Annotated in this window: 14 protein-coding genes; 10 read left to right on the top strand and 4 right to left on the bottom strand. The window is 63.0% G+C overall.

Going from position 1 to position 15,295, the window contains the following annotated elements; genetic code table 11:
- Window positions 1–98: 98 nt before the first annotated feature.
- A complete protein-coding gene (gene pcaF, locus C2L66_RS26520; protein ID WP_060605477.1) occupies window positions 99–1,301 on the top strand; it encodes a 3-oxoadipyl-CoA thiolase in 1,203 nt (400 codons plus the stop codon).
- Between the two features lie 1,017 nt (window positions 1,302–2,318).
- Here pcaF and C2L66_RS26515 read toward each other — a convergent pair.
- Window positions 2,319–2,705 carry a DUF2917 domain-containing protein gene (locus tag C2L66_RS26515; protein ID WP_054933733.1) on the bottom strand — a complete coding sequence of 129 codons (387 nt, stop codon included), beginning with the start codon at window positions 2,703–2,705 and terminating at the stop codon, window positions 2,319–2,321.
- Between the two features lie 296 nt (window positions 2,706–3,001).
- Window positions 3,002–3,301 (bottom strand): putative quinol monooxygenase, encoded by a 300-nt coding sequence (locus C2L66_RS26510; protein ID WP_233444983.1) that lies wholly within the window; start codon window positions 3,299–3,301, stop codon window positions 3,002–3,004.
- A gap of 151 nt (window positions 3,302–3,452) precedes the next feature.
- Here C2L66_RS26510 and C2L66_RS26505 point away from each other — a divergent pair, with 151 nt between their 5' ends.
- Window positions 3,453–4,424, top strand: a complete 972-nt coding sequence (locus C2L66_RS26505) for a helix-turn-helix transcriptional regulator (RefSeq protein WP_060605480.1) — start codon at window positions 3,453–3,455, stop codon at window positions 4,422–4,424.
- An 18-nt stretch (window positions 4,425–4,442) separates the two neighbouring features.
- Here the strand turns inward: C2L66_RS26505 and C2L66_RS26500 are convergent, their stop codons facing one another.
- Window positions 4,443–6,392: a sigma-54-dependent Fis family transcriptional regulator gene (locus tag C2L66_RS26500; protein WP_054933736.1), complete on the bottom strand. Its 1,950-nt coding sequence runs from the start codon at window positions 6,390–6,392 to the stop codon at window positions 4,443–4,445.
- A 452-nt stretch (window positions 6,393–6,844) separates the two neighbouring features.
- On the opposite strand from C2L66_RS26500, the gene C2L66_RS26495 reads away from it, so the two are divergent.
- From C2L66_RS26495 to C2L66_RS26465, 7 genes are all read left to right on the top strand, one after another.
- Window positions 6,845–7,975, top strand: coding sequence for an ATP-NAD kinase family protein (locus tag C2L66_RS26495; protein ID WP_060607148.1), 1,131 nt, complete (start codon window positions 6,845–6,847; stop codon window positions 7,973–7,975).
- Between the two features lie 74 nt (window positions 7,976–8,049).
- Window positions 8,050–9,027: a thiamine pyrophosphate-dependent dehydrogenase E1 component subunit alpha gene (locus tag C2L66_RS26490; protein WP_054933738.1), complete on the top strand. Its 978-nt coding sequence runs from the start codon at window positions 8,050–8,052 to the stop codon at window positions 9,025–9,027.
- 38 nt (window positions 9,028–9,065) lie between these two features.
- Complete coding sequence (locus C2L66_RS26485) at window positions 9,066–10,070, top strand: alpha-ketoacid dehydrogenase subunit beta (protein WP_060605483.1); 1,005 nt, start codon at window positions 9,066–9,068, stop codon at window positions 10,068–10,070.
- Window positions 10,071–10,085: 15 nt separating this feature from the next.
- The gene (locus C2L66_RS26480; RefSeq protein ID WP_060605486.1) at window positions 10,086–11,198 is read left to right on the top strand and encodes an acetoin dehydrogenase dihydrolipoyllysine-residue acetyltransferase subunit; all 1,113 of its coding nucleotides are present in this window, start codon (window positions 10,086–10,088) and stop codon (window positions 11,196–11,198) included.
- A gap of 2 nt (window positions 11,199–11,200) precedes the next feature.
- The gene (lipA, locus tag C2L66_RS26475) at window positions 11,201–12,175 is read left to right on the top strand and encodes a lipoyl synthase (RefSeq protein WP_060605490.1); all 975 of its coding nucleotides are present in this window, start codon (window positions 11,201–11,203) and stop codon (window positions 12,173–12,175) included.
- Between the two features lie 212 nt (window positions 12,176–12,387).
- Window positions 12,388–12,771 (top strand): type II toxin-antitoxin system RelE/ParE family toxin, encoded by a 384-nt coding sequence (locus C2L66_RS26470; RefSeq protein WP_409372607.1) that lies wholly within the window; start codon window positions 12,388–12,390, stop codon window positions 12,769–12,771.
- 15 nt (window positions 12,772–12,786) lie between these two features.
- Window positions 12,787–13,098 (top strand): helix-turn-helix domain-containing protein, encoded by a 312-nt coding sequence (locus C2L66_RS26465; RefSeq protein WP_060605496.1) that lies wholly within the window; start codon window positions 12,787–12,789, stop codon window positions 13,096–13,098.
- A 94-nt stretch (window positions 13,099–13,192) separates the two neighbouring features.
- On the opposite strand, the gene C2L66_RS26460 is transcribed toward C2L66_RS26465, so the two are convergent.
- On the bottom strand, window positions 13,193–14,659 hold the full coding sequence (locus tag C2L66_RS26460; protein WP_054933743.1) for an NAD-dependent succinate-semialdehyde dehydrogenase: 1,467 nt from the start codon (window positions 14,657–14,659) through the stop codon (window positions 13,193–13,195).
- Between the two features lie 27 nt (window positions 14,660–14,686).
- Here C2L66_RS26460 and C2L66_RS40830 point away from each other — a divergent pair, with 27 nt between their 5' ends.
- A complete protein-coding gene (locus C2L66_RS40830; protein WP_148654612.1) occupies window positions 14,687–14,896 on the top strand; it encodes a hypothetical protein in 210 nt (69 codons plus the stop codon).
- Window positions 14,897–15,295 lie beyond the last annotated feature (399 nt).

The raw sequence follows: 15,295 nt of genomic DNA, 5'->3' as shown, positions 1-15,295 counted from the left end.
AATTTCGCTTTATCGGCACGTTTTTTCGGGCGCTACCCAATGCGCCGATGCTGGCGCCTTCAACGATACGCCGGCCCCGCCATTACTGGAGACATCTCATGACGGAAGCTTTCCTGTGCGACGCGATTCGCACGCCGATTGGCCGCTACGCGGGTTCGCTGTCGTCGGTGCGCGCCGACGATCTGGGCGCTGTGCCGCTCAAGGCGCTGATGGAGCGCAACAAGGACGTCGACTGGAGCGCCGTCGCCGACGTGATTTACGGCTGTGCGAACCAGGCCGGTGAAGATAACCGCAACGTCGCGCGCATGTCGCTGTTGCTGGCGGGCCTGCCGAAAGACGTGCCGGGCTCGACGGTGAACCGGTTGTGCGGCTCGGGCATGGATGCCGTCGGCATCGCGGCGCGCGCGATCAAATCGGGCGAGGCCGGGTTGATGATCGCGGGCGGCGTCGAAAGCATGAGCCGCGCGCCGTTCGTGATGGGCAAGGCGACGAGCGCATTTTCGCGTCAGGCCGACATCTACGACACGACGATCGGCTGGCGCTTCGTCAATCCGCTGATGAAGCAGCTGTACGGTGTCGATTCGATGCCGGAAACGGGCGAAAACGTCGCAACGGACTACAACGTCAGCCGCGCCGACCAGGATGCGTTCGCGATGCGCAGCCAGCAGAAGGCGGCGCGCGCGCAGCAGGACGGCACGCTCGCGCGGGAAATCGTCTCCGTGACGATCCCGCAGAAGAAGGGCGATGCAATTGTTGTGTCGAAGGACGAGCATCCGCGCGAGACGAGTCTTGAAGCGCTTGCGAAGCTGAAGGGCGTCGTGCGTCCGGACGGGACGGTGACGGCGGGCAACGCGTCGGGCGTCAACGATGGCGCGGCGGCGTTGCTGCTCGCCAACGCGGAGACCGCGAAGCGCTTTGGCCTGACGCCGCGTGCGCGTGTGCTCGGGATTGCCACGGCGGGTGTCGATCCGCGCGTGATGGGCATCGGTCCTGCGCCGGCGACGCAGAAGTTGCTTGCGCGGCTGAACATGAACATCGGACAGTTCGACGTGATCGAGTTGAACGAGGCGTTCGCGTCGCAAGGTCTTGCTGTGCTGCGCGCGCTGGGTGTTGCTGATGATGATGCTCGCGTTAATCCGAACGGTGGTGCAATTGCGCTTGGGCATCCGCTCGGGATGAGCGGCGCGCGGCTTGTGACGACGGCGATGTATCAGTTGCAGCGCACGGAAGGCCGTTTTGCGCTGTGCACGATGTGCATTGGGGTGGGGCAGGGTATTGCGATTGCGATTGAGCGGGTTTGAGTGAGGGGATGGGGTTGGTCTGGTTTGGTTTGGTTTGGTTTGGTTTGGTGTTCTAGCCTTTGCGCTGGCATCCCCGTTTTGCTTTTGATTTTGCTTTCGCTGGCATCCGCGAATGGTTAGCTTGCTTCAAGCGTCGCCGTTCGTGTGTTTTGAGCTTTTTGCTGGCATCCGCGTTACGTTAGCTCGCTTCAGGCGTCGCCCCTGTGCGGGGCGGCACCTACTTTTCTTTGCCGCCGCAAAGAAAAGTAGGCAAAAGAAAGCGGCTCACACCGCCAGCCCATGTTCTTATCCACGGGCCCCCAACGTCCCCATCCTTCACACGGCAATCACATCATTCCTGCTCGTTGCCAGCGCTCTTGCTGAGCGCCTCACCCACTTCATACACCCGCGTCACTGCATGACGCGCCAGACAGTCCACCGCCGCCCAGGTGGCAAACTGTGTGTCGGCTTTCGCGCTATACACGCATCACTCCGGACTGAAAAGCAAGGTTGGTGTTTCTGGTAAGAGCGCCGAGTTCTGCGGTGCGACAACCTACACACAGTTTGCCACCTGGGCGGCCCATACCATTCGCTGCCGCTTGACTGGGTACGGATATTTGAAGCGGGTGAGGCAGATGTTCGAAGCGTTGGCAACGGGCATTAACAAGTGCGTTGCCGCGTGAAGTGTAAGAACCTTTGAGGGCCCTCAGGCAAGAAGAAGAGCTGGCGGTTTGAGCCGCTTTCTTTTGCCTACTTTTCTTTGCGGCGGCAAAGAAAAGTAGGTGCCGCCCCGCACAGGGGCGACGCCTGAAGCGAGCTAACGTAACGCGGATGCCAGCGAAAAGCTCAAAACACACGAACGGCGACGCTTGAAGCAAGCTAACCATTCGCGGATGCCAGCGAAAGCAAAAGCAAATCGCAGATGCCAGCGCAAAGGCAAACGCCCAGGGGCGACGCGTGAAGCGCGCTAACGAATCGCGGATGCCAGCGAAAGCAAAAGCAAACACCCCCAACCCTGCGCAGCAAAAGAAAAACAACTCACCGCGACCGCGGTGCAAAAATATCCGCGCCCAATGAAGAACAGCGCTCCAGCAGACGCGCCAGTCTGCCTTGCAACGCCACGGGATGCGTCGTCAACGAAAGCCTTGCCGGCACGTTGCCGTCCGCACTAATCCAGACGCGCTCCCCGCGATGCAGCCGGAACGTCTCGCCGATCTGCAACCAGTGGTCGTACGGCGACGCCGCGCGCGTCAACCACACGCGCGCGCCTTGCACGAGAAGCTCCGTGTTCGCATCGACGCGCCACGACATCGTCGCGCCAGGTTGCACTTCAAAGTGGACGACGACTCTCGGCAAACGCTCTTCGTGTGAGCGCGCAAAGCAAAGTGATTCGTCATCGGTGAACTGCTGACAAGCCTTGTCCATCATGCACTCCGTCAATTGAGCCAGAGGCCGGAAGGCTTACCCAAAACAAAAGGCCCCTTCCGTTTCCGGCGGGGCCTTGGGATCGATTCGCTGACTGCTGCAGTTACTAACGCACGCACGCTCCCATAGGCCCGCCGCGATGGCGTGCCAGACGGTTTTTAATGACGTAGGCGTTGGTGATGAGGGTCAGCATGCATTCGAGTTTGTCTTGACGTCGATGTGTTGTCAACCAGTTTTGTCGCACGTGTTGCATCGTCATGGCATCGCCCTCGCATTGGAAACGAACGTTCGCATGCTCATGCGCGCACCTCGGCCAGTTCTTCGGCATCGCGCGATTCGAGCCGCGCGGCGCATCGGTCTGCGCGCACGGTGTGCCATTGCGTGACTTCGCGCGGGCGCACCAGCAGGTCGGCGAGCGCCTCGTGATAGCCGCGACGGTACGGACGATGAATCTGCTCTTCGCTTTCGTTGTCAGGGCTTTCCCACGTCTCATAGAGCATCAGCCGACACGGCGAATCAGGATCGCGATGCAGCACCGCCTCACGAAAATCGCGCTCGCCGCGCATCGCGTCGAGTACGCCGTCGAGCAGCGACATGAAGCGTTCGAGCGCTTGTCGGGCAACACCTGAAAGCGAACTACGTAGGTCACGCACATTCCGCACACTCCTGAAGATCTTCGTCTATAACTACCTTTATACTCGGCAATAACTGACAACCGATGTCATGAATTAGAAGGGAGCGAAAAAATTGGCGACGAGCCGACTCGTTTCGATGCTGTTGATGCTCCAGGTCAAAGGCCGCGTGACCGCACAGGCACTCGCCGACGAATTCAACGTGTCGATCCGCACCGTGTATCGCGACATCGACCAGTTGAGCGCGGCGGGCGTGCCCGTTTACGCGGATCGCGGGCCGGGCGGCGGCTTCGCATTGCTCGACGGTTATCGCGCGAAACTGACGGGCATTACGAAGGCCGAAGCGGAAACGCTGTCGATTGCGGGGCTGACGGGCGCCGCGTCCGATCTCGGCCTGTCGGAGCAGTTGCGGGCCGCGCAACTGAAGCTCGTCACCGCGCTGCCCGACGCCGCGCCCGATACCTCGCGCATCGGCTCGCGGGTGCATATCGATCCCGTCGGCTGGTATCAGCGGCCCTCGCCGACACCGTGGCTGACCGTGCTAGCGGGCGCCGTGTGGGAACAGAAGCGCATATCGATGCAATACCGAACGTGGAACGCCAGCAGCGAAAACGAGGCCGTGCGCGTGCGCGATCCGCTCGGGCTGGTGCTCAAGGGCGGCGAATGGTACCTGGTCACGCGCGTGCGCACGCAGTTGCGCACGTATCGCGTGTCGAGCATCACGCAGCTCACGGTGCACGACGAAACCTTCGAACGCCCGGAAGGGTTCGATCTGCGCGACGAGTGGAGCGCGGCCGTTGCTTCGTTCGAAACGAGCCTGCTGAAGCACACCGCGCGCTTACGGCTTTCGCCAGAAGGCATGACGCGTCTGCACCGGCTCGGCGCGGCGGCCGTCGAACAGGCGCAGATCGCGCCGCCTTCGGCGCAGGACGGTTGGCAGGAAGTGATCTTGCCCGTCGAGCAACTCGGCTACGCCGCCGAGCAGTTGCTCGGTCTGGCCGGTCATGTCGAAGTGCTCGACCCGCCGCAATTGCGCCAGCGCCTGCGCAAGCTCGGCGAGCAGATTGCGACGCTCAACGCGGGTTGACCGCGGCCGTTCAACGCATCAACTCCGATGCGGCCCGACGATCCCCAGTTTCGCAATCCGCCGGTACAGCGTCGCGCGCGACATGCCGAGTGCTTCGGCTGCCGCGTTCGGTCGCCAGTGATGCTGCGTGAGCGCATCGACAATACGCGCGCGCTCGTCATCGAGGCCGGCGAGCGCGGCACGCGGCGCGGCTTCGTCGGGCGCGAGCAAGGCCGCCAGATCGGGCGACACGTGGCGCAATTCGACGCGCGTCGCATCGCACACGGCGCACGCGTAGCGCAGCACGTTGCGCAATTGCCGGATATTGCCCGGCCACGAAAAACGCGCAAGCCGCTCGGCAAGGCGCGCATCCAGCGTGAGCACATGTCCCGCGCTTTGTGCTTCTTCGTCGAACACCGCACGCACGACGTCCAGCACATCGGCGCGCTCGCGCAGCGGCGGCATGTGCAGCGTTGCGCCGCTCAGCCGGTAGAACAGGTCTTCGCGGAACGTGCCTTCGTCGACCATGCGCGCGAGATCGCGGTGCGTCGCGCAGATGACGTCGATATCGACGCGCACGGGCGCATCGCTGCCGAGCGGCAGCACTTCGCCTTCGGCGAGCACACGCAAGAGGCGCGTTTGCAGATTGAGCGGCATGTCGCCGATTTCATCGAGGAACAGCGTGCCGCCGTTCGCCTGCGCGATCTTGCCGCGGGCGCCGCGGCTGCGCGCACCCGTGAACGCGCCGGGCGCGTAGCCGAACAGCTCGCTTTCGATCAGTGAATCGGGGATCGCGCCGCAATTCACGGCGACGAACGGTTTGGCGCGCCGCGCGCCCGATGCATGCAGCGCCTGCGCGAACACTTCCTTGCCCACGCCCGTTTCGCCGAGAATCAGCACGGGCAGATGCTTGCCCGCGATGCGCAGCGCGACTTCCGCATTGCGCGCGATGCGCGAGTCGCGGCTGTGCAGGAAGCGGCTGATGGCGTCGAGGCTCGTGTCGGCGTGCGCATCGGATGACGCGTTGACGGCGCTCGCCGAAGACACGACAGGTGCGACGCGCGACGTGCGCTTGAGCGGCGCGCGAATCCGCGCATACAACACGGCGCCCGTGGCGCGCAGGCGCAGCGGCACGATCGTATCGGTGCGCGCGACATCGTGTAGATGGACGGCGGACGTATCGAAGATTTCGTCGACGTGACGCGGCCCGCTTAAGCCCGCGATGCATTCCTGCGCCTTGCGATTCGACGCGGCGATGTTGCCGCATTCGTCGAAGGCGATCAGTACTTCCGGCTGCGCTTCGACGAAATTGCGGCTCTGGTGGCCGAAGATCACCCAATGCTGCGCAGTCTGGTTGAGGAAGTAGCCGTCTTCGATCAGCGCGGCACTCTGGCGTACCAGCTGAAACACGAGCCGCTGGCTGTCGCGGTTGTCGGGCGATTGCACGGCGGACGCATCGAGCACGCCGATCAGTTCTCCCGTCAGCGAGAAGATCGGCGAAGCGCTGCACGTGAGGGTCGTAAACGCCGCGCGAAAATGATCGGTCTTGTGCACGGTGATGGGCGCGAGATCCGTCAGCACGTTCGCAACGCCGCACGTGCCTTCCTCGCGTTCCGACCAGCATGAGCCGATGTAAAGACCGGCATGCTTGAAGTCGCCGCGCCGATCGCGGTCGATACGGTAATCGATCGTGACGCCGTGCGCGTCGGTGAGCATCACGCAGTAGTCGGCCACGCGGATCATGTCGTGCAGACGCGTGAGGCACTGACCCGACGCGCGCAGAAACGCTTCTTCCTTGCCTTGCACTTCGCGTAGTTCGGACGTGGTCAGCACGCGCGGCCCGATCACCGAACTGGGATCGAGCTGGTATTGCTCATACGAACGCTGCCACGACGACACGAGACGCGACGAATTGGCAGGCGCGGGCAGGCGGCCTTCGATGGCGCCGCGCACGCGGTCGACGTGCTGCGTTTGAGAGACGTAAGGCATGGTCGGCTCCCGTCTATAACGGACGATACGGGTGGATTGATCGCGCTGGTGCCTGCGGTGCTGCCTTCGGCCGGACCTTCTTGTAGCACATCCCGTTCGCGCAATCACACTGCATTGCAGCACGCGAGACGCCTGAGACGAACGTCTCACCCATGCGTGAGACAGCCGTGAGACGCGCATCGTTCGATGCCGCAATGCATGCGCGTCGCGTCGCCGCGCGATGAGTGCGGTGAGAGGCGCGATGTGCGTCATGTGCACCGCGTCATGCGACGCGAGTAGTGCGCGCGTCGACGCGTCGCACATTCCACGCAAGCCTTGCCACACAAGGTTCTCCGCGTTCTTTGCGGGTTCGTCGAGCGATTGGCATAGCTGTTGCAGTAATGCCCGTCACACGAATCGGCCTTGCGTGCGACCCGCAAGCCGCGCTCGACAAACACAACGGAGACAAGCCAGTGGCATCGCCCATCACCGTCGGCGTGATTGCGAACCCCGCGTCGGGTCGCGACATTCGCCGCCTCACGACGCACGCGTCCGTGTTCCCGACAGCCGAAAAGGCCAACATGGTCGTGCGTCTGATCGCGGGACTCGGCGCGCTCGGCGTCGATCGCGTGCTGACGCTGCGCGATCGCACGGGCGTTGCCGCGCTGCTGCTGCGCGCGATCGACACGCACCAGGCGACGGGCACGGCCGAGCGCTGGCCCGAAGTCGAATTCGTCGATCTGCCCATCACCGATAGCGTCGCCGATACGCACACGGGCACCGCGCATATGGTGCGCGAAGGTGTCGAGCTGATTGCCGTGCTCGGCGGCGACGGCACGCATCGCGCGGTGGCTGCGCATTGCGGCGGCGTGCCGCTGCTTACCCTCTCGACTGGCACCAACAACGCGTTTCCCGACATGCGCGAAGCGACGGTTGCGGGCATGGCGGGCGCACTGGTGGCGTCGGGCGTCGTGCCGCCCGATGTCGCGTTGACGCGCAACAAGCGGCTCGTCGTGCGTTGCGTGGCGGGGCCGAATCGCGGGCGCGAAGAGATCGCGCTCGTCGATGTGTGCGTGAGCCGTCAGCGCTTCGTCGGCGCGCGGGCCGTGTCGGAGCCGTCGGATATCGAGTCGCTGTTCCTCACGTTCGCCGCGCCCGATGGCATCGGGCTGTCGTCGATAGGCGGCGCGTGGGCGCCTGTCGAGCGCACGGCGCCGCACGGCTTGCATCTCACGTTCGCGTTGCACGACGAGGATGGCTTTGCAAAGCGCGACGGTGGTCCCGATGAGATTCCCGACGGGGTGCCCATCTTCGCGCCCATTGCGCCCGGCCGCATCGATCAGGTGACGATGCGGACCTGCGAGCGCTTCGAACCCGGCGATTGGCTGCCCATCGACGCGCGCCGCGGCACGCTCGCATTCGACGGCGAGCGCGAGATCGAAATCGGGCGTGACGACCGCTACGAAATCTCGCTTGACTGGAGCGGCCCGCTGACTGTCGACGTGAGCCGCACGCTGCGTTTCTCGGCGTCGCGTCAGTTGATGCGCGAGATGGCGGGCGCTTCGATGCGAACCCTGATGCAAGCAAAAACACACACGAAATAAAGGGAGTTCATCAATCACGCGGAGCCCATCCGCACCCGTTGCCGTAACGATCGACATCATCAAGGAGACACACCATGTCAAATCAGTTGAGCAGGGAAAAACTACTGGAAGCGTACCGGCTGATGCGCACCATTCGCGAGTTCGAAGAGCGCCTGCACGTCGAGTTCGCGACGGGCGAGATTCCCGGCTTCGTGCATCTGTATGCAGGCGAAGAAGCGTCGGCCGTCGGCACGATGCTGCATCTGAACGACCGCGACTATGTGGCGACCACGCACCGGGGCCACGGCCATTGCATCGCAAAGGGCGTCGACGTGCACGGGATGATGGCCGAGATCTACGGCCGGCAGACAGGCGTGTGCAAGGGCAAGGGCGGCTCGATGCACATCGCGGATCTGTCGAAGGGCATGCTCGGCGCGAACGGGATCGTCGGCGCGGGAGGTCCGCTCGTCTGCGGCGCGGCGCTCGCAGCGAAGCTGAAGAAAACGGGCGGCGTGGGCGTGTGCTTCTTCGGCGACGGCGCGTCGAACCAGGGGACGATCTTCGAATCGATGAACCTCGCGAGCGTGTGGCGCCTGCCGGCCATCTTCGTCGCCGAGAACAACGGCTATGCGGAAGCCACGTCTTCGACATGGTCCGTCGCGTCCGACAACATCGCGGATCGCGCGAGCGGCTTCGGCATGCCGGGCGTGATCGTCGACGGTTTCGATTTCTTCGCGGTGCACGAAGCGCTAGGCGAAGCGATTGAACGCGCGCGCGGCGGCGGTGGGCCAACGCTCGTCGAAGTGAAGCTGTCGCGTTACTTCGGCCACTTCGAAGGCGATGCGCAAACGTATCGCGCGCCGGGCGAAGTGCAGAAGCTGCGCGACGAGAAGGATTGCCTGAAGCGTTTCGCGGAGCGCGTGGTGCGTGCGGAGATGCTGTCGTCCGACGATCTGGGCAAGATCGATGCGGATGTGAAGACGCTGATCGACGATTCCGTAGTAAAGGCAAAGGCCGCACCGCTGCCGACGGAAGCCGATCTGCTGACCGACGTGTACGTGTCGTATCCGTAACTCATCGAGCTTTATTCCAGGCAAACAAGGAGACAGACATGGCACGCAAGATCACATATTCTCAGGCGATCAACGAAGCACTGAGTCAGGAAATGGCGCGCGACGAAAGCGTCATCGTGATGGGCGAAGACAACGCGGGCGGCGCGGGATCGCCGGGCGAACAGGACGCATGGGGCGGCGTGCTCGGCGTCACGAAAGGGCTTTTCCACAAGTATCCGGGGCGCGTGCTCGACACGCCGATCTCGGAAGGCGGCTTCATCGGCGCAGCGGTCGGTGCGGCGGCGGCGGGCATGCGCCCCGTCGCGGAGCTGATGTTCATCGACTTCATGGGCGTGTGCTTCGATCAGATCTTCAATCAGGCCGCAAAATTCCGCTACATGTTCGGCGGCAATGCCGTCACACCCGTCGTGATCCGCACGATGCAGGGCGCCGGGTTGCGCGCCGCCGCGCAGCACTCGCAGATGCTGACGTCGCTGTTCACGCATGTGCCCGGTCTCAAAGTGGTGTGCCCATCGACGCCCTATGACGCGAAAGGCCTGATGATCCAGGCGATCCGCGAAAACGATCCCGTCATCTTCTGCGAGCACAAGCTCCTCTACACCCGCGAAGGCGACGTGCCCGAAGAGCTGTACGCGATTCCGTTCGGCGAAGCCAACGTGGTGCGCGAAGGCGACGACGCGACCATCGTCACGTATGGCCGCATGGTGCACTACGCGACGGACGCCGCCGACCGGCTCGCGAAAGAAGGCATCAAGGCCGAGGTCATCGATCTGCGCACCACCTCGCCGCTCGATGAAGAGACGATTCTGGAAAGCCTGGAGCGCACGGGCCGCCTGGTCGTCGTCGATGAAGCGAACCCGCGCTGCTCGATCGCCGCCGATATCGCCGCGCTCGCCGCGCAGAAAGCGTTTCATTCGCTGAAGGCGCCCGTCGGGATCGTCACCGCGCCGCATACGCCCACACCGTTCTCGGGCGTGCTGGAAGACCTGTATATCCCGTCGGCGGACAAGATTGTCGCAGCCGTCAAAGCAACGCGACACTGAGCGAGGAACCGAGCAATGTCGATTCACATGATCACGATGCCCAAATGGGGCTTGTCGATGCAGCAAGGGCAGGTCAACGGCTGGTTGAAGTCGATTGGCGACACGGTGGCGAAGGGCGACGAAGTGCTCGACGTCGAGAGCGACAAGATCGCTTCGGGTGTGGAGTGTGCGTTCAACGGCACGCTGCGACGGCAGGTCGCGCAGGAGGGCGACACGCTGCCCGTCGGCGCGCTGCTCGGCGTGGTGGCCGATGAGCAGGAGACGGACACGGACATCGATGCCGCCGTCGAAGCGTTCCAGCGCGACTTCGTGCCGCTCGCCGCCGATTCCGCCGATGCAGGGCCGCAGCCGGAGAAAGCGCAGATCGGCGGGCGCACCATTCGCTACCTGAAGATCGGCGACGGCGGCACGCCGGCCGTGCTGATCCACGGTTTCGGCGGCGATCTGAACAACTGGCTGTTCAATCACGCCGACCTCGCGGCGCATCGCACGGTGTATGCGCTGGATTTGCCAGGGCATGGCGAATCGGCGAAAGCGGTGGAGTCGGGCAGCGCCGATGAACTGGCCGACAGTGTGATCGCGTTTCTCGACGATCGCGGTATCGAACGCGCGCATTTCGTCGGGCATTCGATGGGCAGTCTCGTCGCGATGACAGTGGCAGCGAAAGCGCCGCAGCGCGTGGCGTCGCTTGCGCTGATTGCGGGTGCGGGTCTCGGCGACGAGATCAACCGCGAGTACATCGACGGATTCGTGCAGGGCAACAGCCGCAATACGCTGAAGCCGCATCTGACGAAACTGTTCGCCGACGGCTCGCTCGTCACGCGGCAGCTTGTCGAGGACATCGTCAAGTACAAGCGGCTCGAGGGCGTGGGCGAGAGCTTGCAGAAGATCGCGGCGTCGGCGTTCAGGGATGGCGCCCAGCAGCGCAGCTATCGCGACCGCATCGACAGTCTCGCGCCGCGCACGCTGGTGATCTGGGGCGAACTCGATCAGATCATTCCCGCGAGCCATGCGCAAGGGCTGCCCGGCGATATCCGCGTGCATGTGCTGCCGGGCAAGGGGCATATGGTGCAGATGGAGTCGGCATCGGAGGTGAACCGCCTGCTCAACGACTTCTTCGGAGCCTGACGATGGACGCCGCGCCGCAGGTATCCGCCCACGACAGCGTCACCGCGCTCGGGCAGCATGGCTTGAGAAGCCGCGACAAGCTCGCGCGCATTCCCGTGAAGGTCGTGCCGCCCGAACCGGGCGGCGCGCTGCCGAAGCCCGCATGGCTGCGCGCAAGGCCGATGATGAGCGAGACGGTGGCGGGCATGGCGTCGATACTGCGCGAGCATCGTCTGCATTCGGTGTGCGAGGAAGCGATGTGCCCGAATATCGGCGAATGCTTTGCGCAGCGCACGGCGACGTTCATGATCATGGGCGGCGTCTGCACGCGGCGTTGCGCGTTCTGCGACGTTGCGCACGGAAGGCCGCTGCCGCTCGACCACGAAGAGCCGGCGCGGCTCGCCGATGCCGTCGCTGCGCTGGGGCTGCGATATGTGGTGATTACGTCGGTGGATCGCGACGATCTGCGCGATGGCGGCGCGGCGCATTTTGCGCGCTGCGTTGCGCTATTGCGCGAGCGCGTGCCGGGGATACGTGTCGAGGTGTTGACGCCGGATTTTCGCGGACGCGTCGAGCGGGCGCTCGACGCGTTGTCGGCGGCGTGGCCGGATGTCTTCAATCACAACATCGAAACGGTGCCGTCGCTGTATCGCGCGGCGCGCGCGGGCGCGGATTATCACGGGTCTTTGACGCTGCTTCGGCGGGTGAAGGAGGCGAACGCTTCAGTGCTCACGAAGTCGGGATTGATGGTCGGGCTCGGCGAAAGCGATGATGAACTTCTGCAAACCATGCGTGATATTCGTGCGCACGATGTGGACGTGCTGACGGTTGGGCAATATCTCGCGCCTTCGAGGTTTCATATGGCTGTTAAGCGCTATGTGTCGCCGGAGACTTTTGCTGTTTTCAGAGAGGAGGGGTTGAAGCTGGGGTTTCGAGAAGTCGTGTCGGGGCCGCTGGTGCGGTCTTCGTATCATGCGAATGAGACGGCGGGGTTTTGAGGGTGACAGCGGTGGGCTTCTGCCTGGTAGCTAAACCACGCCCCGCGGGTCCGATTCGATCCGATCTTCAAAGCCTTTTCGTACGACACGTCTCCCTGATCTGAACTGCGTTGCGGAAATTTCTGCAAGTGCGTTTTACGGCCGGATTCAACCTCGAATCACGGCCTGTCCCTCGTATCATCGGTTTCCGGTCCGGTGAGCGAGGTGAATTCTTGAGATTACCAAACCATACGCAATTAACGTATAATTTCCTCGTGGCGGCGACTTTCGTCGAGCTAGGCCCATTTCGCCGGTGGCGGGACGACTATCTGACGGACGACGAATATCGCGCGCTTCAGATTGTGCTGATGCAGAACCCGGAAGCAGGGGATGTCATCAGGGGAACGGGTGGGCTGCGCAAACTCCGTTTCGGCGACGCACGGCGCGGGAAGGGAAAGCGCGGCGGGCTCAGGGTGATCTACTACTACTGGGTAAAGGGCCCCGAGTTCTGGATGTTCACGCTGTACGACAAGGACGAAGCTGAAGACCTGTCGTCGAAGGAACGAGGGGTTCTCTCCGAGATGCTGAGAGAAGTCATCAAGCTTGCGAATCGATAAGCAAAAGGATGCGACATGAAACGGAATCTGTTAGCCGAATTGACGGAAGGGCTCGAAGAACTCAAGTCCGCTCACGAAGGCAAGACCACACTTCACAAGGTCAAGGTTGAGATTCGTGACAAGCTGGAAGTAACGGCCGAGGAGATCCGTGCCGTCCGCGAATCCATCAACGCGTCACAGGCGGTCATGGCACGCCGTCTGCGCGTGAACGAGCGGACGTACCAGAATTGGGAGCAAGGGAGGGCGAAACCGAACGCTCAGGCTGCCGTGCTGATCAAGCTGGTTGAAAAGCATCCTGAGACGATCCAGATGCTCGAAACCTTATGATTGACCTTGCAGAGACGAAAAAGCCCGCTTCGAGCGGGCTTTGCCATATCGCGGCACATCCGGCGCAGCGCGAAAGCGTTGCGCCGGAGCGGGCTCAAACACCGCCCATGCACATGTACTTGATCACGACATATTCGTCGATGCCGTAGTGCGAGCCTTCGCGCCCAAGCCCTGACTGCTTGACCCCGCCGAACGGCGCAACCTCGTTCGAGATCGCTCCCGTGTTGATGCCGACCATGCCGAACTCGAGCGCCTCTGCGACGCGCCAGATACGGCCGATATCGCGGCTATAGAAATACGATGCCAGCCCGAACTCCGTGCTGTTCGCCATTTCGACCACTTCCGCATCCGACGAGAAGCGGAACAGCGGCGCGAGCGGGCCGAAGGTTTCATCGCGAGCGACTTTCATGTCGGGCGTGACATCGGCGAGCACGGTTGGCTCGAAGAAGCCGTGACCGAGCGCGTGACGCTTGCCGCCCGTGATGACGCGCGCGCCTTTGCCGAGTGCGTCCTCGATATGCGATTCGACCTTGAGCACGGCGGCTTCATTGATGAGCGGGCCTTGCTGCACGCCTTGCTCGGTGCCGAAGCCGACCTTGAGTCTGGTCACGGCTGCCGCGAGTTTTTCGGCGAAGGCATCGTAGACGCTGTCGTGCACATAGAAGCGGTTCGTGCAGACGCAGGTCTGACCGCTGTTGCGGTACTTCGATGCGATAGCGCCTTCGACGGCTGCGTCGAGATCGGCGTCATCGAACACGATGAAGGGTGCATTGCCACCCAGTTCCAGCGATACCTTCTTGACGGTCGGCGCGCACTGCGCCATCAGCAGACGGCCGACTGCAGTGGAGCCCGTGAACGACAGCTTGCGTACGGTCGCGTTGCTGGTCATTTCGCCGCCGATCGGTTTCGGGTCGCCGGTAACGATGCTGAAGATTCCGGCGGGCACGCCTGCGCGTTCGGCGAGCACGGCGAGCGCGAGTGCGGAGAGCGGGGTAGCTTCAGCGGGTTTGACGACGATCGGGCAGCCTGCTGCGAGCGCCGGTCCGACCTTGCGGGTGATCATCGCGGCGGGGAAATTCCATGGCGTGATGGCGGCACAGACGCCGACGGGTTCCTTCGTGACGACGATGCGTTTGTCGTTCGCGACGGTGGGGATCGTATCGCCATAGACCCGTTTGGCTTCTTCGCCGAACCATTCGAGGAACGAGGCCGCGTAGCCGATTTCGCCTTTTGCTTCGGCGAGCGGCTTGCCTTGTTCGGTGGTGAGGATTAACGCCAGGTCGTCGGCGTTGGACAGCATCAGATCATTCCACTTGCGGAGGATTTCTGCGCGCTGTTTGCCTGTTTTTGCCTTCCAGGCGGGCCAGGCTTTGTTGGCTGCTTCGATCGCGCGGCGGGTTTCGTGGGCGCCCATGCGTGGCACTTGCGCGATCAGTTCGCCTGTTGCCGGGTTCAGGACTTCGAAGGTTTCCTGGTTGTCGGCATCCTGCCATTCGCCATTGAGGTAGGCCTTGCTTTGCAGCAGGGAAGGGTCTTTCAATTTGCTACGCAAGTCAGTCATTTGGATTCGTCCTTTGGGGTTTTTTTGATGTCTGCGACGCTGGGTGGTTTTGGTTTTTTTGCTGGTGTCCGCGATTTGCTTTTGCTTTTGCTGGTTTCCGCGATTTGTCTTTGCGCTGGCATCCGCGATTTGCTTTCGTGCTTCACGCGTCGCCCCTGTGCGGGGCGGCACCTACTTTTCTTTGCCGCCGCAAAGAAAAGTAGGCAAAAGAAAGCGGCTCACACCGCCAATTCTTGACGTTTGCCCACGGGCCCCCAACGTCCCCACCCTTCACACGGCAGCGCACCTGTTCACCTGCGTTGCCAACGCCCTTTCTGTACGCCTCACCCACTTCAAGCCCCCACGTCACAGCCCACCGCGCCAGACAGTCCGCCGCCGCCCAGGTGGCAAACTGTGTGTAGGCCGTAGTGCTTCGCACGCTTCACTCCGGACCGATATCGCACGCCTCCCACCCTGTAAGAGCGCTACCCTGTACGACGCGACAACCTGCACACAGTTTGCCACCTGGGCGGCATATACCATTCGCCGCCGCCGGCCCTTGTACGGGTGCGTGAAGCGGGTGAGGCGTTGATTCGAAGCGTTGGCAACTGGCGCCAATCGGGGCACTGCCGTGTGAAGGGTGGGGCCGTTGGGGGC

Source organism: Paraburkholderia caribensis, from assembly GCF_002902945.1.
Classification (GTDB): Bacteria; Pseudomonadota; Gammaproteobacteria; order Burkholderiales; family Burkholderiaceae; genus Paraburkholderia; species Paraburkholderia caribensis.
This window is presented reverse-complemented; position numbering and strand designations above follow the sequence as displayed.

Coding starts and splice junctions, on each gene's coding strand:
- pcaF (WP_060605477.1), top strand. CDS start 99: ATGACGGAAGCTTTCCTGTGCGACGCGATTCGCACGCCGATTGGCCGC.
- C2L66_RS26515 (WP_054933733.1), bottom strand. CDS start 2,705: ATGGACAAGGCTTGTCAGCAGTTCACCGATGACGAATCACTTTGCTTT.
- C2L66_RS26510 (WP_233444983.1), bottom strand. CDS start 3,301: ATGTCGCTGCTCGACGGCGTACTCGACGCGATGCGCGGCGAGCGCGAT.
- C2L66_RS26500 (WP_054933736.1), bottom strand. CDS start 6,392: ATGCCTTACGTCTCTCAAACGCAGCACGTCGACCGCGTGCGCGGCGCC.
- C2L66_RS26490 (WP_054933738.1), top strand. CDS start 8,050: ATGTCAAATCAGTTGAGCAGGGAAAAACTACTGGAAGCGTACCGGCTG.
- C2L66_RS26485 (WP_060605483.1), top strand. CDS start 9,066: ATGGCACGCAAGATCACATATTCTCAGGCGATCAACGAAGCACTGAGT.
- C2L66_RS26480 (WP_060605486.1), top strand. CDS start 10,086: ATGTCGATTCACATGATCACGATGCCCAAATGGGGCTTGTCGATGCAG.
- lipA (WP_060605490.1), top strand. CDS start 11,201: ATGGACGCCGCGCCGCAGGTATCCGCCCACGACAGCGTCACCGCGCTC.
- C2L66_RS26465 (WP_060605496.1), top strand. CDS start 12,787: ATGAAACGGAATCTGTTAGCCGAATTGACGGAAGGGCTCGAAGAACTC.
- C2L66_RS26460 (WP_054933743.1), bottom strand. CDS start 14,659: ATGACTGACTTGCGTAGCAAATTGAAAGACCCTTCCCTGCTGCAAAGC.
- C2L66_RS40830 (WP_148654612.1), top strand. CDS start 14,687: ATGTCTGCGACGCTGGGTGGTTTTGGTTTTTTTGCTGGTGTCCGCGAT.